General features: G+C 60.4%; 16 protein-coding genes and 1 pseudogene. 7 read left to right on the top strand and 10 right to left on the bottom strand.

Going from position 1 to position 16,126, the window contains the following annotated elements:
• Nucleotides 1-71: 71 nt before the first annotated feature.
• The 6 genes from RHSP_RS27815 to RHSP_RS27790 form a co-directional block, all read right to left on the bottom strand.
• Nucleotides 72-1,178, bottom strand: a complete 1,107-nt coding sequence (locus RHSP_RS27815) for a mandelate racemase/muconate lactonizing enzyme family protein (RefSeq protein WP_004126726.1) — start codon at nt 1,176-1,178, stop codon at nt 72-74.
• Nucleotides 1,179-1,238: 60 nt separating this feature from the next.
• On the bottom strand, nt 1,239-1,754 hold the full coding sequence (locus RHSP_RS27810) for a trimethylamine methyltransferase family protein (RefSeq protein ID WP_004126724.1): 516 nt from the start codon (nt 1,752-1,754) through the stop codon (nt 1,239-1,241).
• Between the two features lie 70 nt (nt 1,755-1,824).
• A complete protein-coding gene (locus RHSP_RS27805; protein ID WP_037154885.1) occupies nt 1,825-3,171 on the bottom strand; it encodes an NAD(P)/FAD-dependent oxidoreductase in 1,347 nt (448 codons plus the stop codon).
• Complete coding sequence (locus tag RHSP_RS27800; protein ID WP_004126719.1) at nt 3,168-4,667, bottom strand: aldehyde dehydrogenase; 1,500 nt, start codon at nt 4,665-4,667, stop codon at nt 3,168-3,170. The genes RHSP_RS27805 and RHSP_RS27800 overlap by 4 nt, the downstream gene beginning before the upstream one ends.
• Before the next feature lie 2 nt (nt 4,668-4,669).
• On the bottom strand, nt 4,670-5,575 hold the full coding sequence (locus tag RHSP_RS27795) for a dihydrodipicolinate synthase family protein (protein ID WP_004126716.1): 906 nt from the start codon (nt 5,573-5,575) through the stop codon (nt 4,670-4,672).
• A gap of 9 nt (nt 5,576-5,584) precedes the next feature.
• The gene (locus tag RHSP_RS27790; RefSeq protein ID WP_004126713.1) at nt 5,585-6,292 is read right to left on the bottom strand and encodes a GntR family transcriptional regulator; all 708 of its coding nucleotides are present in this window, start codon (nt 6,290-6,292) and stop codon (nt 5,585-5,587) included.
• A gap of 132 nt (nt 6,293-6,424) precedes the next feature.
• Here RHSP_RS27790 and RHSP_RS27785 point away from each other — a divergent pair, with 132 nt between their 5' ends.
• The 6 genes and pseudogenes from RHSP_RS27785 (at nt 6,425) to RHSP_RS27760 (ending at nt 11,363) form a co-directional block, all read left to right on the top strand.
• A complete protein-coding gene (locus tag RHSP_RS27785; protein ID WP_037154882.1) occupies nt 6,425-7,510 on the top strand; it encodes a quaternary amine ABC transporter ATP-binding protein in 1,086 nt (361 codons plus the stop codon).
• Nucleotides 7,510-8,492, top strand: a pseudogene (locus RHSP_RS27780) (ABC transporter permease). Before RHSP_RS27785 ends, RHSP_RS27780 begins: the two are co-directional and overlap by 1 nt.
• Entirely contained in the window at nt 8,489-9,475 is a 987-nt protein-coding gene (gene proX, locus RHSP_RS27775; protein WP_004126693.1) for a glycine betaine/L-proline ABC transporter substrate-binding protein ProX, read from the top strand. Before RHSP_RS27780 ends, proX begins: the two are co-directional and overlap by 4 nt.
• A gap of 208 nt (nt 9,476-9,683) precedes the next feature.
• Nucleotides 9,684-9,980 carry a helix-turn-helix transcriptional regulator gene (locus RHSP_RS36120; RefSeq protein ID WP_081615367.1) on the top strand — a complete coding sequence of 99 codons (297 nt, stop codon included), beginning with the start codon at nt 9,684-9,686 and terminating at the stop codon, nt 9,978-9,980.
• Nucleotides 9,895-10,629: an SDR family NAD(P)-dependent oxidoreductase gene (locus tag RHSP_RS27765; RefSeq protein ID WP_004126690.1), complete on the top strand. Its 735-nt coding sequence runs from the start codon at nt 9,895-9,897 to the stop codon at nt 10,627-10,629. The genes RHSP_RS36120 and RHSP_RS27765 overlap by 86 nt, the downstream gene beginning before the upstream one ends.
• A complete protein-coding gene (locus RHSP_RS27760) occupies nt 10,626-11,363 on the top strand; it encodes an SDR family NAD(P)-dependent oxidoreductase (protein ID WP_004126687.1) in 738 nt (245 codons plus the stop codon). The genes RHSP_RS27765 and RHSP_RS27760 overlap by 4 nt, the downstream gene beginning before the upstream one ends.
• Before the next feature lie 138 nt (nt 11,364-11,501).
• Here RHSP_RS27760 and RHSP_RS27755 read toward each other — a convergent pair whose 3' ends face one another.
• On the bottom strand, nt 11,502-12,587 hold the full coding sequence (locus RHSP_RS27755) for an FAD-binding oxidoreductase (protein ID WP_004126683.1): 1,086 nt from the start codon (nt 12,585-12,587) through the stop codon (nt 11,502-11,504).
• Nucleotides 12,577-13,833: an aromatic ring-hydroxylating oxygenase subunit alpha gene (locus RHSP_RS27750; protein ID WP_004126680.1), complete on the bottom strand. Its 1,257-nt coding sequence runs from the start codon at nt 13,831-13,833 to the stop codon at nt 12,577-12,579. The genes RHSP_RS27755 and RHSP_RS27750 overlap by 11 nt, the downstream gene beginning before the upstream one ends.
• Before the next feature lie 140 nt (nt 13,834-13,973).
• Between RHSP_RS27750 and RHSP_RS27745 the strand changes: the two genes are divergently transcribed.
• Nucleotides 13,974-14,876: a LysR substrate-binding domain-containing protein gene (locus RHSP_RS27745; protein WP_037154876.1), complete on the top strand. Its 903-nt coding sequence runs from the start codon at nt 13,974-13,976 to the stop codon at nt 14,874-14,876.
• Here RHSP_RS27745 and RHSP_RS27740 read toward each other — a convergent pair.
• Both RHSP_RS27740 and RHSP_RS27735 read right to left on the bottom strand, forming a co-directional pair.
• Nucleotides 14,868-15,239 (bottom strand): hypothetical protein, encoded by a 372-nt coding sequence (locus RHSP_RS27740; protein ID WP_004126660.1) that lies wholly within the window; start codon nt 15,237-15,239, stop codon nt 14,868-14,870. The two genes, RHSP_RS27745 and RHSP_RS27740, sit on opposite strands and share 9 nt — an antisense overlap.
• 152 nt (nt 15,240-15,391) lie before the next feature.
• Complete coding sequence (locus RHSP_RS27735) at nt 15,392-16,099, bottom strand: TetR/AcrR family transcriptional regulator (protein WP_004126656.1); 708 nt, start codon at nt 16,097-16,099, stop codon at nt 15,392-15,394.
• Between the last annotated feature and the right edge of the window lie 27 nt (nt 16,100-16,126).

Genomic DNA, 16,126 nt, shown 5'->3' with positions numbered 1-16,126 from the left:
TTGCGACAGGTTCCCGCCGCAACGCCGCTCAAAACTATAGTTCTCCCGGACCGGGGATCAATGTCATTTTGTCAGCCGAATGAGGCGATCGGGGCTCCAAACAACGTCTCGTCAGGGATGACGCCCAATCCCGACCCCCTCGGGAGCTTGATGTGACCGTCGACAATGGCGACGCCATTTTCCGCATCATAGTGGCCCTCGACATAGGGCTGTGCCAGCCAGACGCCTTCGCAGAGTCGCGGCTGGACGGTAGCTCCGATATGGGTGCAGGCCGCCGCGATAATGTCGCCGCCCCAGGCATCGTCGCATGTGTGCGGCATGGAGCGCGTCTCACAGATGTCGCGGAAGGTTGCCATCGCGTGCAGACCGCCAATCCGGGTGACTTTCATTCCAAAGCCGTCGCAGATCCCGTCGCCGACGGCGCGGAGCACGGTGTTGAGGTCCTCGCCATTCTCGTCGAGGAAGACGGCGTGATGGAGCTGACCGCGGATCGCCTTTATTTCTTCGATCGTGTTGCAAGGCTGCTCGAGGATGAACGGGATATCGAGGCATTCGCGGCTGAGACGAAGCGTGTCGCGCGTCGTCAGCGACCGGTTGCCGTCCACGGCGAGGCGCATCCGACCTCCGACGCGCTCCCAGACCTTTCGCACGACCTCGATGTCGATTGCGACGTCTCGGCCGCCGATCTTGATCTGCATTCTAGGATAGCCTTCAGCGGCCCGCTCTTCCGCAATGCGGGCGATTTCGTCTGGCTCGCCGATCCCGGAGGCGTAGTAGGACGGTACACGCTCCGTGACTGCCCCTCCCAGGAGATCGGCAACTCGCACTCCAAAATGCTTGCCCATAAGGTCATAAGCGGCAATATCGATCGCCGCCTTGGCGTAGCGATGACCATTCAGCAAGCTGTCCATCTTGCGGCGGAGCAGCAGAGGCTGACAAGGATTGGCGCCGATCAGATCTTGCGCCATTTCCTCGAGCGCGGCAACGGCGCCCCGGGAATGTTGCGGCTGGTAAGTCGGACCGACAGGGCAGGTCTCGCCCCAGCCGAACAGGCCATTGTCGGTGACGAGCTTCACAAGCGTCGTGTCGAGCGAATAGACCTTGCTACTTGCGATGACATAGGGGCCATTCTTGACCGGCATGGTATGTGAGTAGATGTGTACTTCGGTGATTTTCATTGGTTTTCTCGAATAAAAAGGCCGTTCTGGGAGTAAACGGCAACTGGAAAGCGATCGAAATCAGCAGTGGGTGTTGAGCTCGTCGACGACGGAAATCTCGCGCTGCCGCCGCTCCACGTAGTCGCGCAGCGCCTCGTCGAGCTTTGAGCTCCTGGTAATCGTCGAGAGGTCGCGTGGCATATTGCAGCGCGCGCCCGTCATCGATACGAAGATCGAGTTCTTGCCGCCGAATGGCAGGCTCTTTTCCGGATTGCGGGCGCGATATGTCCATCCGGAAGGGATGGTCGAAATCAGTTGCCGGACAAGCGCGCGGTCAAGGTGAATACGTTCGCCACGGACGTCCGCGCCAGCTCGCTTCCGGTCTTCGAGCGCAATCGGATCGCGGAACACGGCACCAACCCCTTCGAGGATCGACTTCGAGGCGTTGTCGAATTTCGCCACATGCTCTTCATCCATCAGCCCGGTGACGGCCAGTTTGCGATGAAGCGCCGGAGGCATCGCGAAATCGGGTGCGTTGCGGAGCGTGTGCCGGGCGTCGCGGCCTCCTGCTCGGGTTTGGACTGCTTGTTCGTTCATAACTGGACCTCCTCAAACAAATTTGTGTTCAAATCCGTCAGTTGCGTTAGCGGGATGGGCGAAACCGATCTCACTCATCCCGCGCCCGCCATTCTTTCCAGCGAAAAAACAGGTTTGCGCCGATCTTCGCCAAAGGTGAGGGGACGAGCTTTGTCGGCGGCGCCTCGGCGAGAAAATGCGCCGAGATATCCGAGGGGCGGTTCATGACGAGATCGGCGGCACCGATTCCCGTCAGCGTACTGCGGACAGTTCCCAGACCATTGTCGGCGCAGGCGGAAAACAGTCCGGTTTCAAGTTCCCGCATGACCGCAACACCGTTCCAGGTCAGGCAGAGGTGCCCCGCCCAGCTATATTCCATGGGTACGTCGGCGATCGTCGGAAAGCGATCGGCAAACTTCGCGCGGTGAACCCTGGCGGCGCGGCGAACCGCTGCTTCCGAAGCCACCATGTCCGGCAGGTAGGTGGCGCAGGTTCTCGTCACGATGCGGTTCCCGCCTTGCGCGGTATCGATGCGCCGCATGGTTGTCCCCATCGGGTCGGACGGTGTGATGCCCCAGCGGGGCTGACCGCCGAGCCTGGCGAGGACATCCTTGGCGAGCTCCACCGTCATCGACGCGTAGAGGAAGACATGCATGAGGCGGCGGCGGGCGAAGCCGAAGCTTTCGAGATGACCATTGTTGGCCAATATCACATTTGCCGCGCTGACCCGGCCTTTGGGCGTTGCCAGCAGCCAGTCTGCATCCGCGCGGTCAAGCTTGGTCACGGGAGTGTTTTCGTAGATCTGGATACCGTCACGCGCAAGTCCAGTGGCAAGCGATCGGATGTAGCCGGCAGGCTGCAGCATCACCGTGCCTGGCGTGTAAAGTCCTGACGTATAATGGCGGCTGCCGGTCACGTCGTGCATGGACTTCTCGTCGAGCATTTCGTTCGCTTCGCCAAGCGCGGTGAGGTGCTCGGCGTAGCTGACATTAAGCTTGCGGCCTGTGTTGGTGGCAGCGCCATTGATCTTGCCGACAGGATCGAAGAAAGCGGGATCGATCGCATAGTCTTCGACGGCGTCGCGAGCAAACGCAATCGCCGACCGATTGAGGGCGGTCATCTCCCTGTCGGAAGCAACGCCTTTGCCGGCATAGTCCTCGGACTGCAGATCATGCGGGAGGTCGATCATGAAGCCGGAATTGCGGCCCGATGCTCCTTCGGCCAAGCCGCCTGCCTCGAACACTGCGACGCGGAGCAAGGGGTCGAGTTGGCACAAGCGCCTGGCGGCTGAAAGACCTGCGAAGCCTGCACCGACGACCGCGACATCCACGCTGATATCGCCATCAAGCGGAGGGAACGCTGCCCGCACCGGCAGGATCGCGTTCCACGCCGCCGCGCCGCTATGGACAGGCAATCTTTCAGCCCGGTGCACGGTCACGCAACCGCCTCGTCTGCATTATCGGTGAGGTCGAGCCAGATCGTCTTGATCCGTGTGTATTGGTCATGAGCATGGATGCCGTTGTCGCGGCCGCCGAAGCCCGAGGACTTGTAGCCGCCGAACGGGGTGGTGATATCGCCTTCGCCGAAGGAGTTGACGGTGACGGTGCCGGCGCGGATGGCGCGGGCGCCGCGGATCGCCCGCTTGGCATTGGCAGTGTAGATCGAAGCGGCCAGGCCGTATTCGCTGTCGTTGGCGAGCGCGATGGCTTCTTCAAAACTCTCGACCGTCAGGACGGCGAGAACAGGACCGAAGATTTCTTCGCGCACGATCTTCGCGTCGCGGTCGGCGACGTCGATGATCGTCGGCTCGACGAATCCGTCCTTGGCCTTGCCGCCGAGCAGGACCTTCTGGCCCTTTTCGAGATAGGAGCTGACCTTGTTGAAATGCGCCTTGGAGACCAGTGCGCCGACGCGGTTTTCCGGGTTGAGCGGATCGCCCATCGGCCATTCGCGGGCGTGGGCCACGATGCGCTTGATCAGCTCATCCTTGATGCCTCGCTGAACGATGAGGCGCGAAGAGGCAGAGCAGTTCTCGCCCATGTTCCAGAAGGCGCCGTTGACGATGTGGGCGGCGACGCGGTCGAGGTTCTCGGCGTCGTCGAGCACGACGGCCGGGTTCTTGCCGCCCATCTCGAGCGTGATTTCCTTGAGGTTGGAATCGGCCGAATATTTCGGGAAACGCCGGCCGGTTGCCGTGGAACCGGTAAAGGACACCATATCTACGTCCATGTGCAGACCCAGCGGCTCGCCAACTTCCGGGCCGCCGCCGGGCAGCACGTTGAAGACACCAGCGGGAATGCCGGCTTCCGTGGCGAGTTCGGCGACGCGTAGCGCTGTCAGCGTCGTTTCCTTGGCGGGCTTGACGATAACCGAATTGCCGGCGGCCAGCGCCGGACCGATTTTCCAGGCCAACATCAGCAGCGGAAAGTTCCATGGTAGCACGAGGCCGACGACGCCGACCGGCTCGCGCACGATCATGGCGATGTGATTGTCGGAGGCGGGCGACACATGGTCATAGATCTTGTCGATCAGTTCGGCATGCCACTTCAGGCAATGAATGGTTTCGGGTATATCGACGTTCTCGCAGTCGTAGATGGTCTTGCCGCTGTCGAGGCTTTCGAGAACCGCGAGTTCACGGGCATTACGCTTGAGGAGCTTGGCAAGCCGGATCAGAATGTCCTTGCGCTCGCCCGGATGAAGGCGCGACCAACGTCCCTCTTCAAAAGCGCTGCGCGCCTTCTCGACTGCGAAATCGACGTCCTCAGCGCCGCAGGCCGCGACCTTGGCCAGTACTTTGCCGGTGGCCGGGTTCGCCGTCTCGAAGGTCTTGCCCGACATGGCAGGCCGGAACCTGCCATCTATGAAAGCCTGGGTCGGGAATTCGAGCTTGGCGGCAATCGCCTGATACTCTTCATGCGTCAGTAGATTGCCCATGGTCATGCCTCCGCTTCAATTTCGGCGATTGTACGCTTGAGGACCCGCACCACCTGTTCGAGCTGGCGCATGTCGTCCTTGTTCAGGGCCCTGAGCGGCGGCCGTGGCGGACCGCCATAAAGGCCGCCCATCTCGCATCCATATTTGATGCACTGGATGAACTTGCCGCCTTGTTCGAGCACCCGCATCAGCGGCATCAGCGCCGACATGATGCGACGGGCCTTGGTGAAATTGCCCTCGACGGCGCAGGCCTTATAGAGCGAGAGGTGCTCCCCGGGCAGGAAGTTTGAACCGCCGCAAACCCAGCTGCGCGCGCCCCAGGCGAAGAATTCAAGCGCCTGGTCGTCCATGCCGCACGACATCTGGATATGGGGATAGTCGCGCGCGAGCAGGTGGACGCGGTTGATGTCGCCCGAGCTTTCCTTGATGGCGCAGAAGTTGCGGCTGCGCCCGACGCGGTCTAGGAATTCCTCGCCCATGTTGATGCCCATGCGGCCGGGATAGTTGTAGAGCATGATCGGCAGGTCGGCGGCACGGTCGATGGCGAGCGCATTCAGCGCATTCTCGCGTTCGGTCGGAACCGAATAGGGCGGCGAGCCGACCAGGATAGCGGATGCGCCGATCTTCGCCGCGGTCTCGGCCATGGTGATGGAGTCGGGCAGGCGGATGGCGCCGGTGCCGATGATGAGGGCCGCGCGATCACCGATGATCTCCTTGGAGAGCGTCGCCAATTCGATGCGTTCTTCCATGGACTGTGCGTAATATTCGCCGGTTGACCCGCCGTTGATGATGCCATGCACACCTGAGGCGATCAGGTGTTCGATCATCCTGGCAAAAGCATCGCAATCGATGGAACCATCATCACGATACGGTGTGATCACAGGCGTATATATACCCTCGAATTTCATTGACGTCTCCTAGGCTATACTTTCCGGCACGCGTCCCAGCGGTGCGAAAACGCTTGTGGGTGTGACGAAACTTTCGATCTGGGCGCGTGACAGCTCCCAGTGGGCAATGGCCAGTTCGGCGCATGCCTCTGCGTCTCCGGTTTCGATCAGGGCGATGAACTGATCGTGCTGCTCGACGGCGGCCGCTCGCTGGTCGGCCAGTTCGGCGCTGCGGGGGCTGTAGAAGATCATGCCAATCCGTGTGTGATCGATGAGCAGTCGCCGCAGGCTCGGCATCAGGAACTCGTTGTCCGCCATCTCGCCTATGATCGAGTGGAAGCGCTCGTTCGTCAGAGCGCGCTGCTCCGTGTCCGCATCGCGGATTGAAGCACGGAACAGCAACTGTGTGTCCTTGAGCCGCATGATTTGCGCCGGTGTTGCGTTCTGCGCGGCAAGTCTGCTGGTCGCGGCATAGATCATCGGCGCTGCGATGAAGAAATTGCGCAATGTCCTGTGAGTCATCGGTGCGACCTGCGCGCCGCGGTTCGCGTGAAGGATGACATAGCCCTCGCCGGCGAGTTGCCTGAGAAGCTCACGAAGAGGAGGACGGGAAATGCCGTAAGCCTCGGCGATCTCCGTCTCATCGAGATAGCTGCCCGGCTCAAGCGCCTCGGTCAGGATGCGGCGACGGAGGTCTTCGAGGCAGTTGTTCTTGTTGCGCTTGGGTTCGCGATTCATGGGGATTTCCTCTCGCAGGGTTTTGTTCTGCGCCCTTCGAAACTTTGTAGCGCAGCATAATACAACTTGTCTACTCTGAAAATTTATGTTGTAAGAAGAAAAAATGACGAGAAACTGTGGGGAACTAGCGCAATGGCTATAACTGACGAGGCCGTCATTCGATGTGACGGCATATGGAAGGTCTTCGGCGGCCGAGCGAAGGAAGCCATCGAGGCAATCAAGGCCGGCCAGCTTTCAAAGGCCGACATTCGCGACAAGCTCGACTGTGTGGTCGGGGTCCGCGACGCGACCTTCAGCGTCGGCCGCGGCGAGATATTCTGTATCATGGGGCTCAGCGGCTCCGGAAAATCGACGCTGATCCGCCATATCAACCGCCTGATCGAGCCCACCGCCGGCGCCGTCCATATCGAGGGCCGCAACGTCAACGAGATGGGCGCCAAGGAATTGCGTCGGCTGCGGGCAGAAAAGATCGGCATGGTGTTCCAGAGCATGGCGCTCATGCCCCATCGCAATGTTCGCGACAACGTCGCCTTTGCGCTCGAGGTTCGCGGCGTGCCGGAGGAAAAACGTCACCGGATCGCCCGCGAGTCCATCGCCGCGGTCGAGCTCACCGGCTGGGATCTGAAATATCCCGACGAGCTGTCGGGCGGTATGCAGCAGCGCGTCGGACTTGCCCGCGCCATCGCCGCGAACCCGTCAATCCTTTTGATGGACGAGCCGTTTTCAGCGCTCGATCCGCTCATTCGCCACCAGCTGCAGGGCACCTTCATGCAGCTCTCTTCGGAGCTTCACAAGACCACGGTCTTCATCACCCACGATCTCGACGAAGCCATCCGCATCGGCGACCGTATCGCCATCATGAAGGACGGTGTTCTGGTGCAGGTCGGCACGCCTGAGGAGATCGTCACCAACCCCGCGGACGACTATGTCGCCGACTTCGTGGGCGGCATTTCCAAGCTCGATCTCGTCACTGCGGCAAAAGTCATGCAACCGCTCGAACACTATCGTCAGTCCAATCCCGGCCAGGAGATATCAGGCTGGCCGGTCGCCCGACCGGACGACAAGCTCAATGCGTTGGTCGATCTCTCGATCGGCACACAACACCCGGTTCTGGTGAAGGACAGTGACGTGACGATCGGTGTGGTCACGAAGGATGCCCTGCTTCGGGGTATCCAGGGACGGGATGAAGCGGCTTCAACTGCATGGAGGACACGCTGATGGCTGAGAGCTTCAACTGGCTCAATCCTTTCGAGAGCATCGACCTTGGCATTGCCGAACATTCCGACGGCATCAAGCAATGGGCGATTGACCATCGCGAGGCGATCCAGCCCTTCAAGTTCTTCTTCGATGGCCTGATCCAGAGCATAGAGCGGGCGTTTCAGGCGGTTCCGCCGCTAGTAATGCTCATCATCATCGTGCTGATCGCCTGGCAGGCGGCCGGGCGGAAGACCGCCGTCTATGTCGCGGTTGCGCTCGCTGTGCTTGGGCTGTTGTCGCCCGAGGCTTGGCCGCTGGCGATGACGACGCTCGCGATCGTCGTCGCCGCCGTCATCCTGGCCGTCATCATCGGATTGCCGCTGGGCATTCTCGCCGGTAAGAGCGACCGGTTCGAGGCGGTGCTGCGGCCGGTCCTCGATACGATGCAAACGATACCCGCCTTCGTCTATCTGGTTCCCGTCGTGATGCTTTTGGGGATCGGCAATGTCGCCGGCGTCATCGTGACGATCGTTTTTGCCCTCGCGCCGCTCATCCGTTTGACGTCGCTCGGAATCCGCTCGGTCAACCAGAGCGTTGTCGAAGCAGCCCGCGCCTTTGGCGCCACGCGCCGTCGCAGATCATGTTCAAGGTCGAACTGCCGATGGCGACGCCGACCATCTTCGCCGGTCTCAACCAGACGATCATGCTGTCGCTCTCCATGGTGGTCATCGCCTCAATGATCTCGGTGCGCGGTCTCGGCAACGAAGTGCTGCGCGCCATGGGACGCCTGGACGCCGGCAAGGCGATCGTCGGCGGTCTTGGCATCGTCATGCTGGCCATCGTGCTTGACCGGATCACCCAGGGCCTGGGTCGATCCGGCCGCGAGCGGGGTCATAGGAATTGGTGGCAGACAGGTCCGATCGGCCTCGTCGTGCAACTGATCGGCCGAAGAAAACGGTCGTCCGCGGGGAACCAACAACAACAACTGGGAGTAAGATCATGAAACGACTTCTGACTACAGGCCTAATGACGCTGGCGCTGATGGCGCAGCCGATTTTCGCCAAAGACAAGCCGGGTGAGGGCGTCACCGTGCGCCCGATGCTGCCAACCCAGATTGAGGAATTCTTCCAGCATCGGATCCTGTTCCGTGCGCTGAAGGATCTCGGCTATACGATCGCCGAACCGAACGAAGCCGAATATCAGACAATCCACGTAGCCATCGGCTCTGGCGACGCTGACTTTACCGCCGTCAGCTGGGACAAATTGCATGACGGCTTCTTCAAGGAGGCTGGTGGCGAGAAGGTGATGACCAAGGTCGGCACTTATATCGAGGGTGCGATTCAGGGCTATCTGATCGACAAGAAGACCTACGATTCCGGCGTCCACGATCTCAGCCAGCTCAAGGATCCGGCGATTGCCGCCAAATTCGATGCCGATGGCGATGGCAAGGCGGATCTCGCCGGCTGTATCCCCGGATGGGGTTGCGAGCGCGTGATCGAGCACGAACTCGATGAATACAAGCTGCGCGATACGGTCACTCACAATCAGGGCGCCTACCAGGCGATGATCGCCGACACGATCGCCCGCTACAAGACTGGCAAGCCGATCCTGTACTATACATGGACGCCCTATTGGGTTTCCGGTGTTCTCGTTCCCGGCAAGGACGTCGAATGGCTGAGCGTGCCCTATACCTCGCTGCCCGGTGGAGCGAAGGCGAATACGACGTTCAACGGTAAAAACCTCGGCTTTGCCGTGGACAGTATCCGTGTCGTCGCACGCAACGACTTTCTCGCGGCTAATCCGGCGGCCAAGAAGCTGTTCGAGGTCGCCAAGCTCGACATCAACGACGTCTCGGCTGAGAACAAGCTGATCCAGGACGGTCAGAAGAGTTCGGCCGACATCGACAAGCACGTCGACGACTGGGTCAAGGCGCACCAGCAGCTTTATGACAGCTGGCTGAAAGCAGCCCGCGACGCCGCCAAATGATGGTCAACAGCGAGGCGTCCATTACGCCTCGCAATTCCTTGTGCAACCATGAGCCCTGCGACCGCTTTTGTCTTTCTGCTTGTCGAAGAGTTTTCGCATCTGGCGTTCTCTTGTGCGTTGGCGCCGCTCCGGATTGCAAATCTGGTGGCCGACCGCGAGTTCTATCGCTGGCAACTTTCATCCGCTGGAGCGTCTGTTCGAACGGTACATGAATATGAGGCCAAGACGCTGCGCGATGGACTTGAGGCATCACCGGGCGCGCAACCTGATCGTCCAGTCCGACCAGGCGCAGACCGAGATCGCGGTGGCGTGCGGCTTCACCTCAACCTCGCTTTTTCCAAAGTCCACCGCGAGCGCTTTGGCAACACGCCGGCAAGTCGGCGGTCCATCCTCAACTAGAGCAAGCAGGAAGGAAACACATGAGCTATTTTCAGGGAAAGACAGCCTTGGTGACGGGTGCCGCAGGCGGCATCGGTGCGGCGATTGTCAAGCGCCTTCGATCTGAGGGTGCAAGGGTCGCCGTGGCGGATCGCGATGTTGCCGGCATCGATGCGGAAGCGCATCTGCCCGGCAACCTCCTTGAGGCGGCCTATGCGGACGGCTTGGCGAAGGCCGCCTTCGATGCGCTCGGCGGCCTCGATATTGTCGTCAATAATGCAGGCGTCATCACCCGCGGCGCGGTCACCAGCACGACGGATGCGGATTGGGATCTGTCGCTCGGGGTCAATGTTCAGGCGCCGTTTCGCGTGTGCCGTTCCGCGATCCCGATGATGGCCGGGCGCGGCGGCGGGGCGATCGTCAACGTTTCGTCCTGCTGGGGCGTGCGCCCAGGCCCAAATCACGCCGTCTACTGCATGACGAAGGCGGCAATCGCTTCTTTGACCCAATGCATGGGGATGGATCACGCCCATCAGAACATCCGCATCAACGCCGTGTGCCCGAACGAGGTCAATACGCCGATGCTCCGGACCGGCTTCGTCAAGCGCGGCTTCGATCCTGATACTGCGGTCGCGGAACTCGGCAAGACCGTTCCGCTCGGCCGCATCGCAGAGCCTGAGGATATCGCCGATGTCGTCGTATTTTTGGCGTCTGACGCCGCGCGCTACATGTGCGGCTCGCTGGTCGAGGTCAATGGTGGAAAGCCTGTAGGATGAAGAGATTTGATGGCAAAGTCGCCCTTGTCACGGGCGGAAGGAGCGGTATCGGGCAGGCAATCGCACGCCGTCTTCGAGACGAAGGTGCGCGTGTGTTTACGGCGCAGCGCGGTGAGGACAGCGATTTCGAATCGATCCCGATCGATTTCACCGTCCCGGCCGAAGCGGGCAGGGCGGTCGACGCGGTCGTTAAGGCGGCCGCCCGGCTCGATGTCCTGGTCAACAATGCCGGGGTCATGCAGGAGGCGTTCGCCGAGGACATGAACCTTGCGGATTGGGAGCGGACGATTGCGGTCAATCTGACCACGCCTTTCATGCTGATCAAGGCCGCTATGCCGCATCTGCGCGCGGCTGGCGGGACGATCGTCAACATAGGCTCGATCGAGGGGCTGGGTTCCAATCCGAAACACGCAGCCTATTGCGCGTCCAAGGCGGGTATCCATGGCCTGACACGGGCGATCGCGATAGACCACAGCGCCGAGGGCGTCCGCTGCAATGCGGTGGCGCCCGGCTGGATCGATACAGACCTGAACCTCGATTTCATCGAAAACATGCCTGACCCAGTCGGTTTCCGTCAGCAGATCGGAAAAATCCATCCAGTCGGGCGCACAGGCAAGCCGGACGAGGTCGCGAGCCTCGTGGCCTGGCTGGCATCGCCGGAATCTTCCTTCGTCACCGGACAGGTCTGGACCATCGATGGGGGGCGGATGGCCAAGCTGAGCTTGCCGCAATAGTTAGCAAGGAATTTCGGTTGCCCGGCGGCAAGCGTGACCCGGAGGCCTCTACGGCTCTTCGGGTCACCTGTCATAGACTGGCCTGGGACGGCCACGGACGGAAAGCGTCGATGTCAGATCGGTCCGTTTGGGCAGTTTCTATCGCTCGACAACCAGATCGCTGAGCGGTTTCGAGCAGCAGGGCAGAAACAATCCGGCGTCGATTTCCCGTTGTCTGATTCCGCCGTTGTGGGCCATGTCGACCGATCCGGATAAGAGCTTGGACTTGCACGTTCCGCATACCCCGTTCGAACAGGATGACGGGAGCCTGACCCCGGCCTTCTTCGCGCAGGAGAGGAGCGTCTGGTCGCCCGAAACCTCGATCTTGCGCCCCTGCTTGGAAAATTCGACCTGAAACACGCGGGTCGTGGCTTCCTCGACAAGCGGGATATCGACGTCATCGATCACCGCCGCGTCGAAACTCTCTTCGATATAGTTGGAAGGTGGTACGCCAAGTTCGGCCGTGATATTGCGGGCCGCAGCCATGAACGGCGCCGGGCCGCAGCACATCACGATACGTTCGGCCAAGTCCGGAACAGCAAGTCTCACATACTCGACCGAAATACGGCCCGTCAGGCCGGGCCAATGGGTTTCACCCGCGACCGTTTCCGGAAGAAACTGCAGGCGCAGATCTTTGATCCGGTTTGCATGGCACGTCAGTTCGTCGCGAAACACCAGATCCTTCGGCGTTCGCGCGGCATGTAAGAAGACGACGTCAGCCGGCTCAAAGGTGTCAGCGAGTTCACGCAACATCGACATCACCGGCGTAATGCCTGAGCCGCCCGAGAGGAAGAGATACTTCTGTGCGCTCGGCCGGATGAAATGGCCAAGAGGGCCGTTTGCCCTGACTTTCGAATCAACGATGATGTTGTCATGCAGCCAGTTCGATATCTTGCCGCCCGTCACGCGCTTTACGGTCACCGAAAACGCATTGCGGCGGCAGGGCGACGAGGAGATGCTATAGCAGCGACTTTCCGCCTCCCCGCCGATGTCGAGATCGAACAGGAAATACTGCCCGGCCTCGAATGCAAAGCTCTTGCCCTCGGGAGAGGCGAAAGTGAAGGTCTTTACGTCATGGGTTTCCTGGTGGACGTCGACACAGACGAGATCTTCGTCCGTATCGCGATTCCAAAGACCGGCGCGAACAGGAGTTCCCGCTGCACGATCATGGCTCTTAATATCCATGGGCGCGCATCCGGTCGATGTACCAGGTCGCGAACTTGTCGAGATTGGTCTCGGAGAAGGCCGAATAGGGGCCGGGGATATAGGCGGGATCCTCGATACCTGCGTGGGACCGGGCGACGAGATCGGCATCCTGGTCGGTGGTCGCCAGCCAGACATCGGTCAGTTTTTGCAGGTGGTAGTCCACGCCTTCGACGGCATCCTTGTGGACCAGCCATTTGGTTCTCACGAGTGTCTTGTCTGCGGAGAGCGGAATGACGATGGCGACGACAGCATGGTCGCCCATGAAGTGGTTCCAGCTGTTGTGCCCCCAAAGATGCGTGTCGCCGAGATCCTTGCGGGTCATATGGCCGAGCAGTTTTGACGAAGCTGCGGTGGCATCATGCGTCTGGGATTCGCCGGCGCCGGAGATGATCAGCCGTTGGGTGCGAAAATTGGTGGCGCAGTCGACCAGCTGCTCCACGGCGGCTGACGGATACCCATCGGCTTCCCATTGCTCGGTCCGCCGGGCGTAAAGCGCGAAATGTTCTTCGGCCTGGCTGCGATCTTCCGGGCTGAGAGCCTCCGGGTCAAAGCCGAAATCGAGGTCGACGAAGGACACACAAAGCTCGGGATGGTTAGCGGAGCAATGGTAGCACTCGCGATTGTTCTCCATCGTGAGCTTCCAGTTGCCCTGTTCGATCACGTCGAACTCATGCGCGACCTTGGCATTGCGAATGTCGTAGGGCGCCAGCCGTTCCGCCATCACCTGCTCCAAACGATCGATATCCTCGGGTGGATTGTCGGAAAGGCAGACATAGATCAATCCGCCGATCGACTTGAATGTCACCGGCTTCAGGCTACGGCACTCCCTGTCGAAGCCGGCCCCCATATGCGGCGCGAAACTGAGCTCGCCGGTGAGCTCATAGGTCCAGGTATGATAGGGGCAGACAAGCTTGGAAATAATCGTCTTGCCCGGATTGAGCAGGCGTGAGCCACGATGCCGACAGACATTGTGGAGGACGCGAATTTCGCCCTCGTCATCACGCAGGATAATGAGGCTGGTCTTGCCTATATCGACGACGGTGGCGTCCCCCGGCTCGGGTACGTCGCATTCGACGCCGACACATATCCAGTGCTGGCGAAAGAAGACTTCGAGTTCGGCCTCAAAGACATCTTCGCGGATATAAAGACCGGCCGGAAGCGAATGTCCTTCGGCCCTCGAATCGAGAAGCGCCGATATGGAGGAGGAGGCAAGCGTCTGTAACATAATCCCACCTGATAGTTTGATCGCACGCAAATTGGAGCGAAGACAGGATTACTCGGAAGCCGTTTGTGCTCAACGGCACAAATGTGCGAGGATGACATAACTCAATGTAATGCGTGGGTCTTTCCATCGGAGATAATCGCGTGGTCAATCTGAGAAAAAAGCTTCCGCCATTGACAGCGTTGACGGCCTTCGAGGCGGCGGCCCGCCTGTCCAGCTTCACGCGGGCGGCGGCGGAATTGGGCGTCACCCAGGCTGCTATCAGCCGGCAGATCCATCTGCTCGAAGAGGATTTCGGTTTTCCACTCTTTCGCCGGCTACATCGCAAGATCGAGTTGACGGCGCAGGGCAAGCTCCTGTCGGTCGCCGCCGGTGATGCGTTCAATCTCATCGCAGATGTCGTGACCGATCTCAAAGCGGAGCGGTCAGATGACGAGCTGACGATCTCCGCAACGATTGCGTTTTCACATTTCTGGCTGCTTCCCCGAATTGCAGCCTTCTCGGGCGCCCATCCCGAAGTCAAGCTTCGCATCATCACTCAGGATGCGATGACCAACATGCAGGCCGGCGATATCGACCTTGCCATCCGCTACGGAACAGGTGTGTGGCTCGACGGGCAAGCCGAGATGCTGTTCGAGGACGAGGTGTTTCCCATTTGCAGCGCCGGCTATGCCGAAGCGGTAGGACCGGTGCTTGCGCCCGAAGAACTGGTCGATCATCCTTTGATTTCCAGCGACGTTGACGATCCGACCTGGATGGGATGGGAGGAGTGGCTGGCCGCGTTTTCGGTGAGCGTTCCGAGGAAGGGTCGCGGCCTGCGTTGCAGCTTCTACACCGAGGCGATCTATGCCGCGATGAACGGCCAGGGCGTGGCGCTTGGGTGGAGCCGTCTGGTGGACGACCTTATCCGGCAGGATCGTCTGGTCCGTCTTACCGAGGCGTCGATCCGAACGCGCGCCGCCTACTTTGTCGTCGTGCCGGCTCGCAAGATGAAAAAGGCGAGCGTCCGTCTCTTCGTTGAATGGCTGCGCGAAGTCTCAGCATAGGTCTCGCATTTGAGGGCATCGGCATTCGGCAAAGGCGGCCCGGTCGGCTTGTGCCGAGCCACCAGAGCCTCGGGCCAGTTTCGAAATATATCGGCCGCCGAAGCGCAGGATGATCCGACGCAAAATGAACATGACGCCATTCGGCGGGACGAAGATCTGCGATTTGAACCACGCCAGACGGCGCCGCTTCTCGGTCATGGGTCGGAGGATTTCCTCCCTCTTGTTGAGCCCCGCATCGATATCGGTGTTTGATACGGGCAGGGCTTCTCGCAAATCACAGCCGCCTTTTGTCGGGCGCCAGTTTTCAGAGTTCTCCGGTGTACGGATGTGGATGCCTTCACTCACACCGAGTTTGCGGGCCATCTCCTTGCCGATATCATTCAGTCCGATGACATGGCCACCGGTTCGCCTCTCGGGCGGCCGAGCTATGACGATTGGTTCTCAGCCATTCTCTTTAAGCGGGATGGCACTGGACACGCCGACGATGCCGAGGCCAACGACGAGTGCACGTGGTTTCATGATTTTCCCGCCCTAGTCAGCACGGCCATTGGAGCCGGTTGCGGAGCGCCGTGCATCGGGGTCGATCGAGACTGCCCGATCGCCTCCAGCCCGCCGACCGCGAACGTGTAGAGGTGGTCGACCAGATCCCTGCGCGGCATGTGGCGGATTTCATCGGCGACGCGGGAGACGTTTCGGCCGACGACCAGCAACATCGCGCATGGGGCGACGACGCTGATCAGACAGCGAAGCAGCATTGGATCGCCGGATGGGATCGCTGTGATTTCACTAAGAATGGTGAGTATGAACGGCATCTTCGCCGGTATCTCGCTTTCGAGCAGCGTCTGGAGATGGGAGGAGGGCGCCAGGATTTCGCGGCTGAGCACGCGTGCGTGCCAGCCATCATCGGCGGTCGCGCTTTCCACCAGCATTTCGATAAGCGCTTTCAGCTTTTCGCGTGCCGGCACCTCAGTCGCGACCAGTTGCTGCAGACCCTGGACACTGACCAGACGCCGATGAGCCTCGACCAGGACTGCCTGATAAAGGCCGTTGCGACTGCCAAAATGGTAGTTGATCGAGGCGAGGTCGACTTCGGCTTTCGCGGCGATCATCTTGTTCGTCGTCTCTGCGAAGCCGGTGAAAGCCAAGAGCTCGCCCGCCACGTCCAGAATGCGGCTTCGCGTAATCTCTCCATCGGTCCGCTGTGTTCGATTGGCCTTTTTCATGATTTTGCGTTGCACTCCCTTCATTGC

Source organism: Rhizobium freirei PRF 81 (genome assembly GCF_000359745.1).
GTDB classification, from domain to species: domain Bacteria; phylum Pseudomonadota; class Alphaproteobacteria; order Rhizobiales; family Rhizobiaceae; genus Rhizobium; species Rhizobium freirei.
This window is presented reverse-complemented; position numbering and strand designations above follow the sequence as displayed.

Excerpts from the sequence above, each read along its gene's own strand:
- RHSP_RS27815 (WP_004126726.1), bottom strand. The coding sequence starts at position 1,178 with ATGAAAATCACCGAAGTACACATCTACTCACATACCATGCCGGTCAAG.
- RHSP_RS27810 (WP_004126724.1), bottom strand. The coding sequence starts at position 1,754 with ATGAACGAACAAGCAGTCCAAACCCGAGCAGGAGGCCGCGACGCCCGG.
- RHSP_RS27800 (WP_004126719.1), bottom strand. The coding sequence starts at position 4,667 with ATGGGCAATCTACTGACGCATGAAGAGTATCAGGCGATTGCCGCCAAG.
- RHSP_RS27795 (WP_004126716.1), bottom strand. The coding sequence starts at position 5,575 with ATGAAATTCGAGGGTATATATACGCCTGTGATCACACCGTATCGTGAT.
- RHSP_RS27790 (WP_004126713.1), bottom strand. The coding sequence starts at position 6,292 with ATGAATCGCGAACCCAAGCGCAACAAGAACAACTGCCTCGAAGACCTC.
- RHSP_RS27785 (WP_037154882.1), top strand. The coding sequence starts at position 6,425 with ATGGCTATAACTGACGAGGCCGTCATTCGATGTGACGGCATATGGAAG.
- proX (WP_004126693.1), top strand. The coding sequence starts at position 8,489 with ATGAAACGACTTCTGACTACAGGCCTAATGACGCTGGCGCTGATGGCG.
- RHSP_RS36120 (WP_081615367.1), top strand. The coding sequence starts at position 9,684 with ATGAATATGAGGCCAAGACGCTGCGCGATGGACTTGAGGCATCACCGG.
- RHSP_RS27765 (WP_004126690.1), top strand. The coding sequence starts at position 9,895 with ATGAGCTATTTTCAGGGAAAGACAGCCTTGGTGACGGGTGCCGCAGGC.
- RHSP_RS27760 (WP_004126687.1), top strand. The coding sequence starts at position 10,626 with ATGAAGAGATTTGATGGCAAAGTCGCCCTTGTCACGGGCGGAAGGAGC.
- RHSP_RS27755 (WP_004126683.1), bottom strand. The coding sequence starts at position 12,587 with ATGGATATTAAGAGCCATGATCGTGCAGCGGGAACTCCTGTTCGCGCC.
- RHSP_RS27750 (WP_004126680.1), bottom strand. The coding sequence starts at position 13,833 with ATGTTACAGACGCTTGCCTCCTCCTCCATATCGGCGCTTCTCGATTCG.
- RHSP_RS27740 (WP_004126660.1), bottom strand. The coding sequence starts at position 15,239 with ATGGCCCGCAAACTCGGTGTGAGTGAAGGCATCCACATCCGTACACCG.
- RHSP_RS27735 (WP_004126656.1), bottom strand. The coding sequence starts at position 16,099 with ATGAAAAAGGCCAATCGAACACAGCGGACCGATGGAGAGATTACGCGA.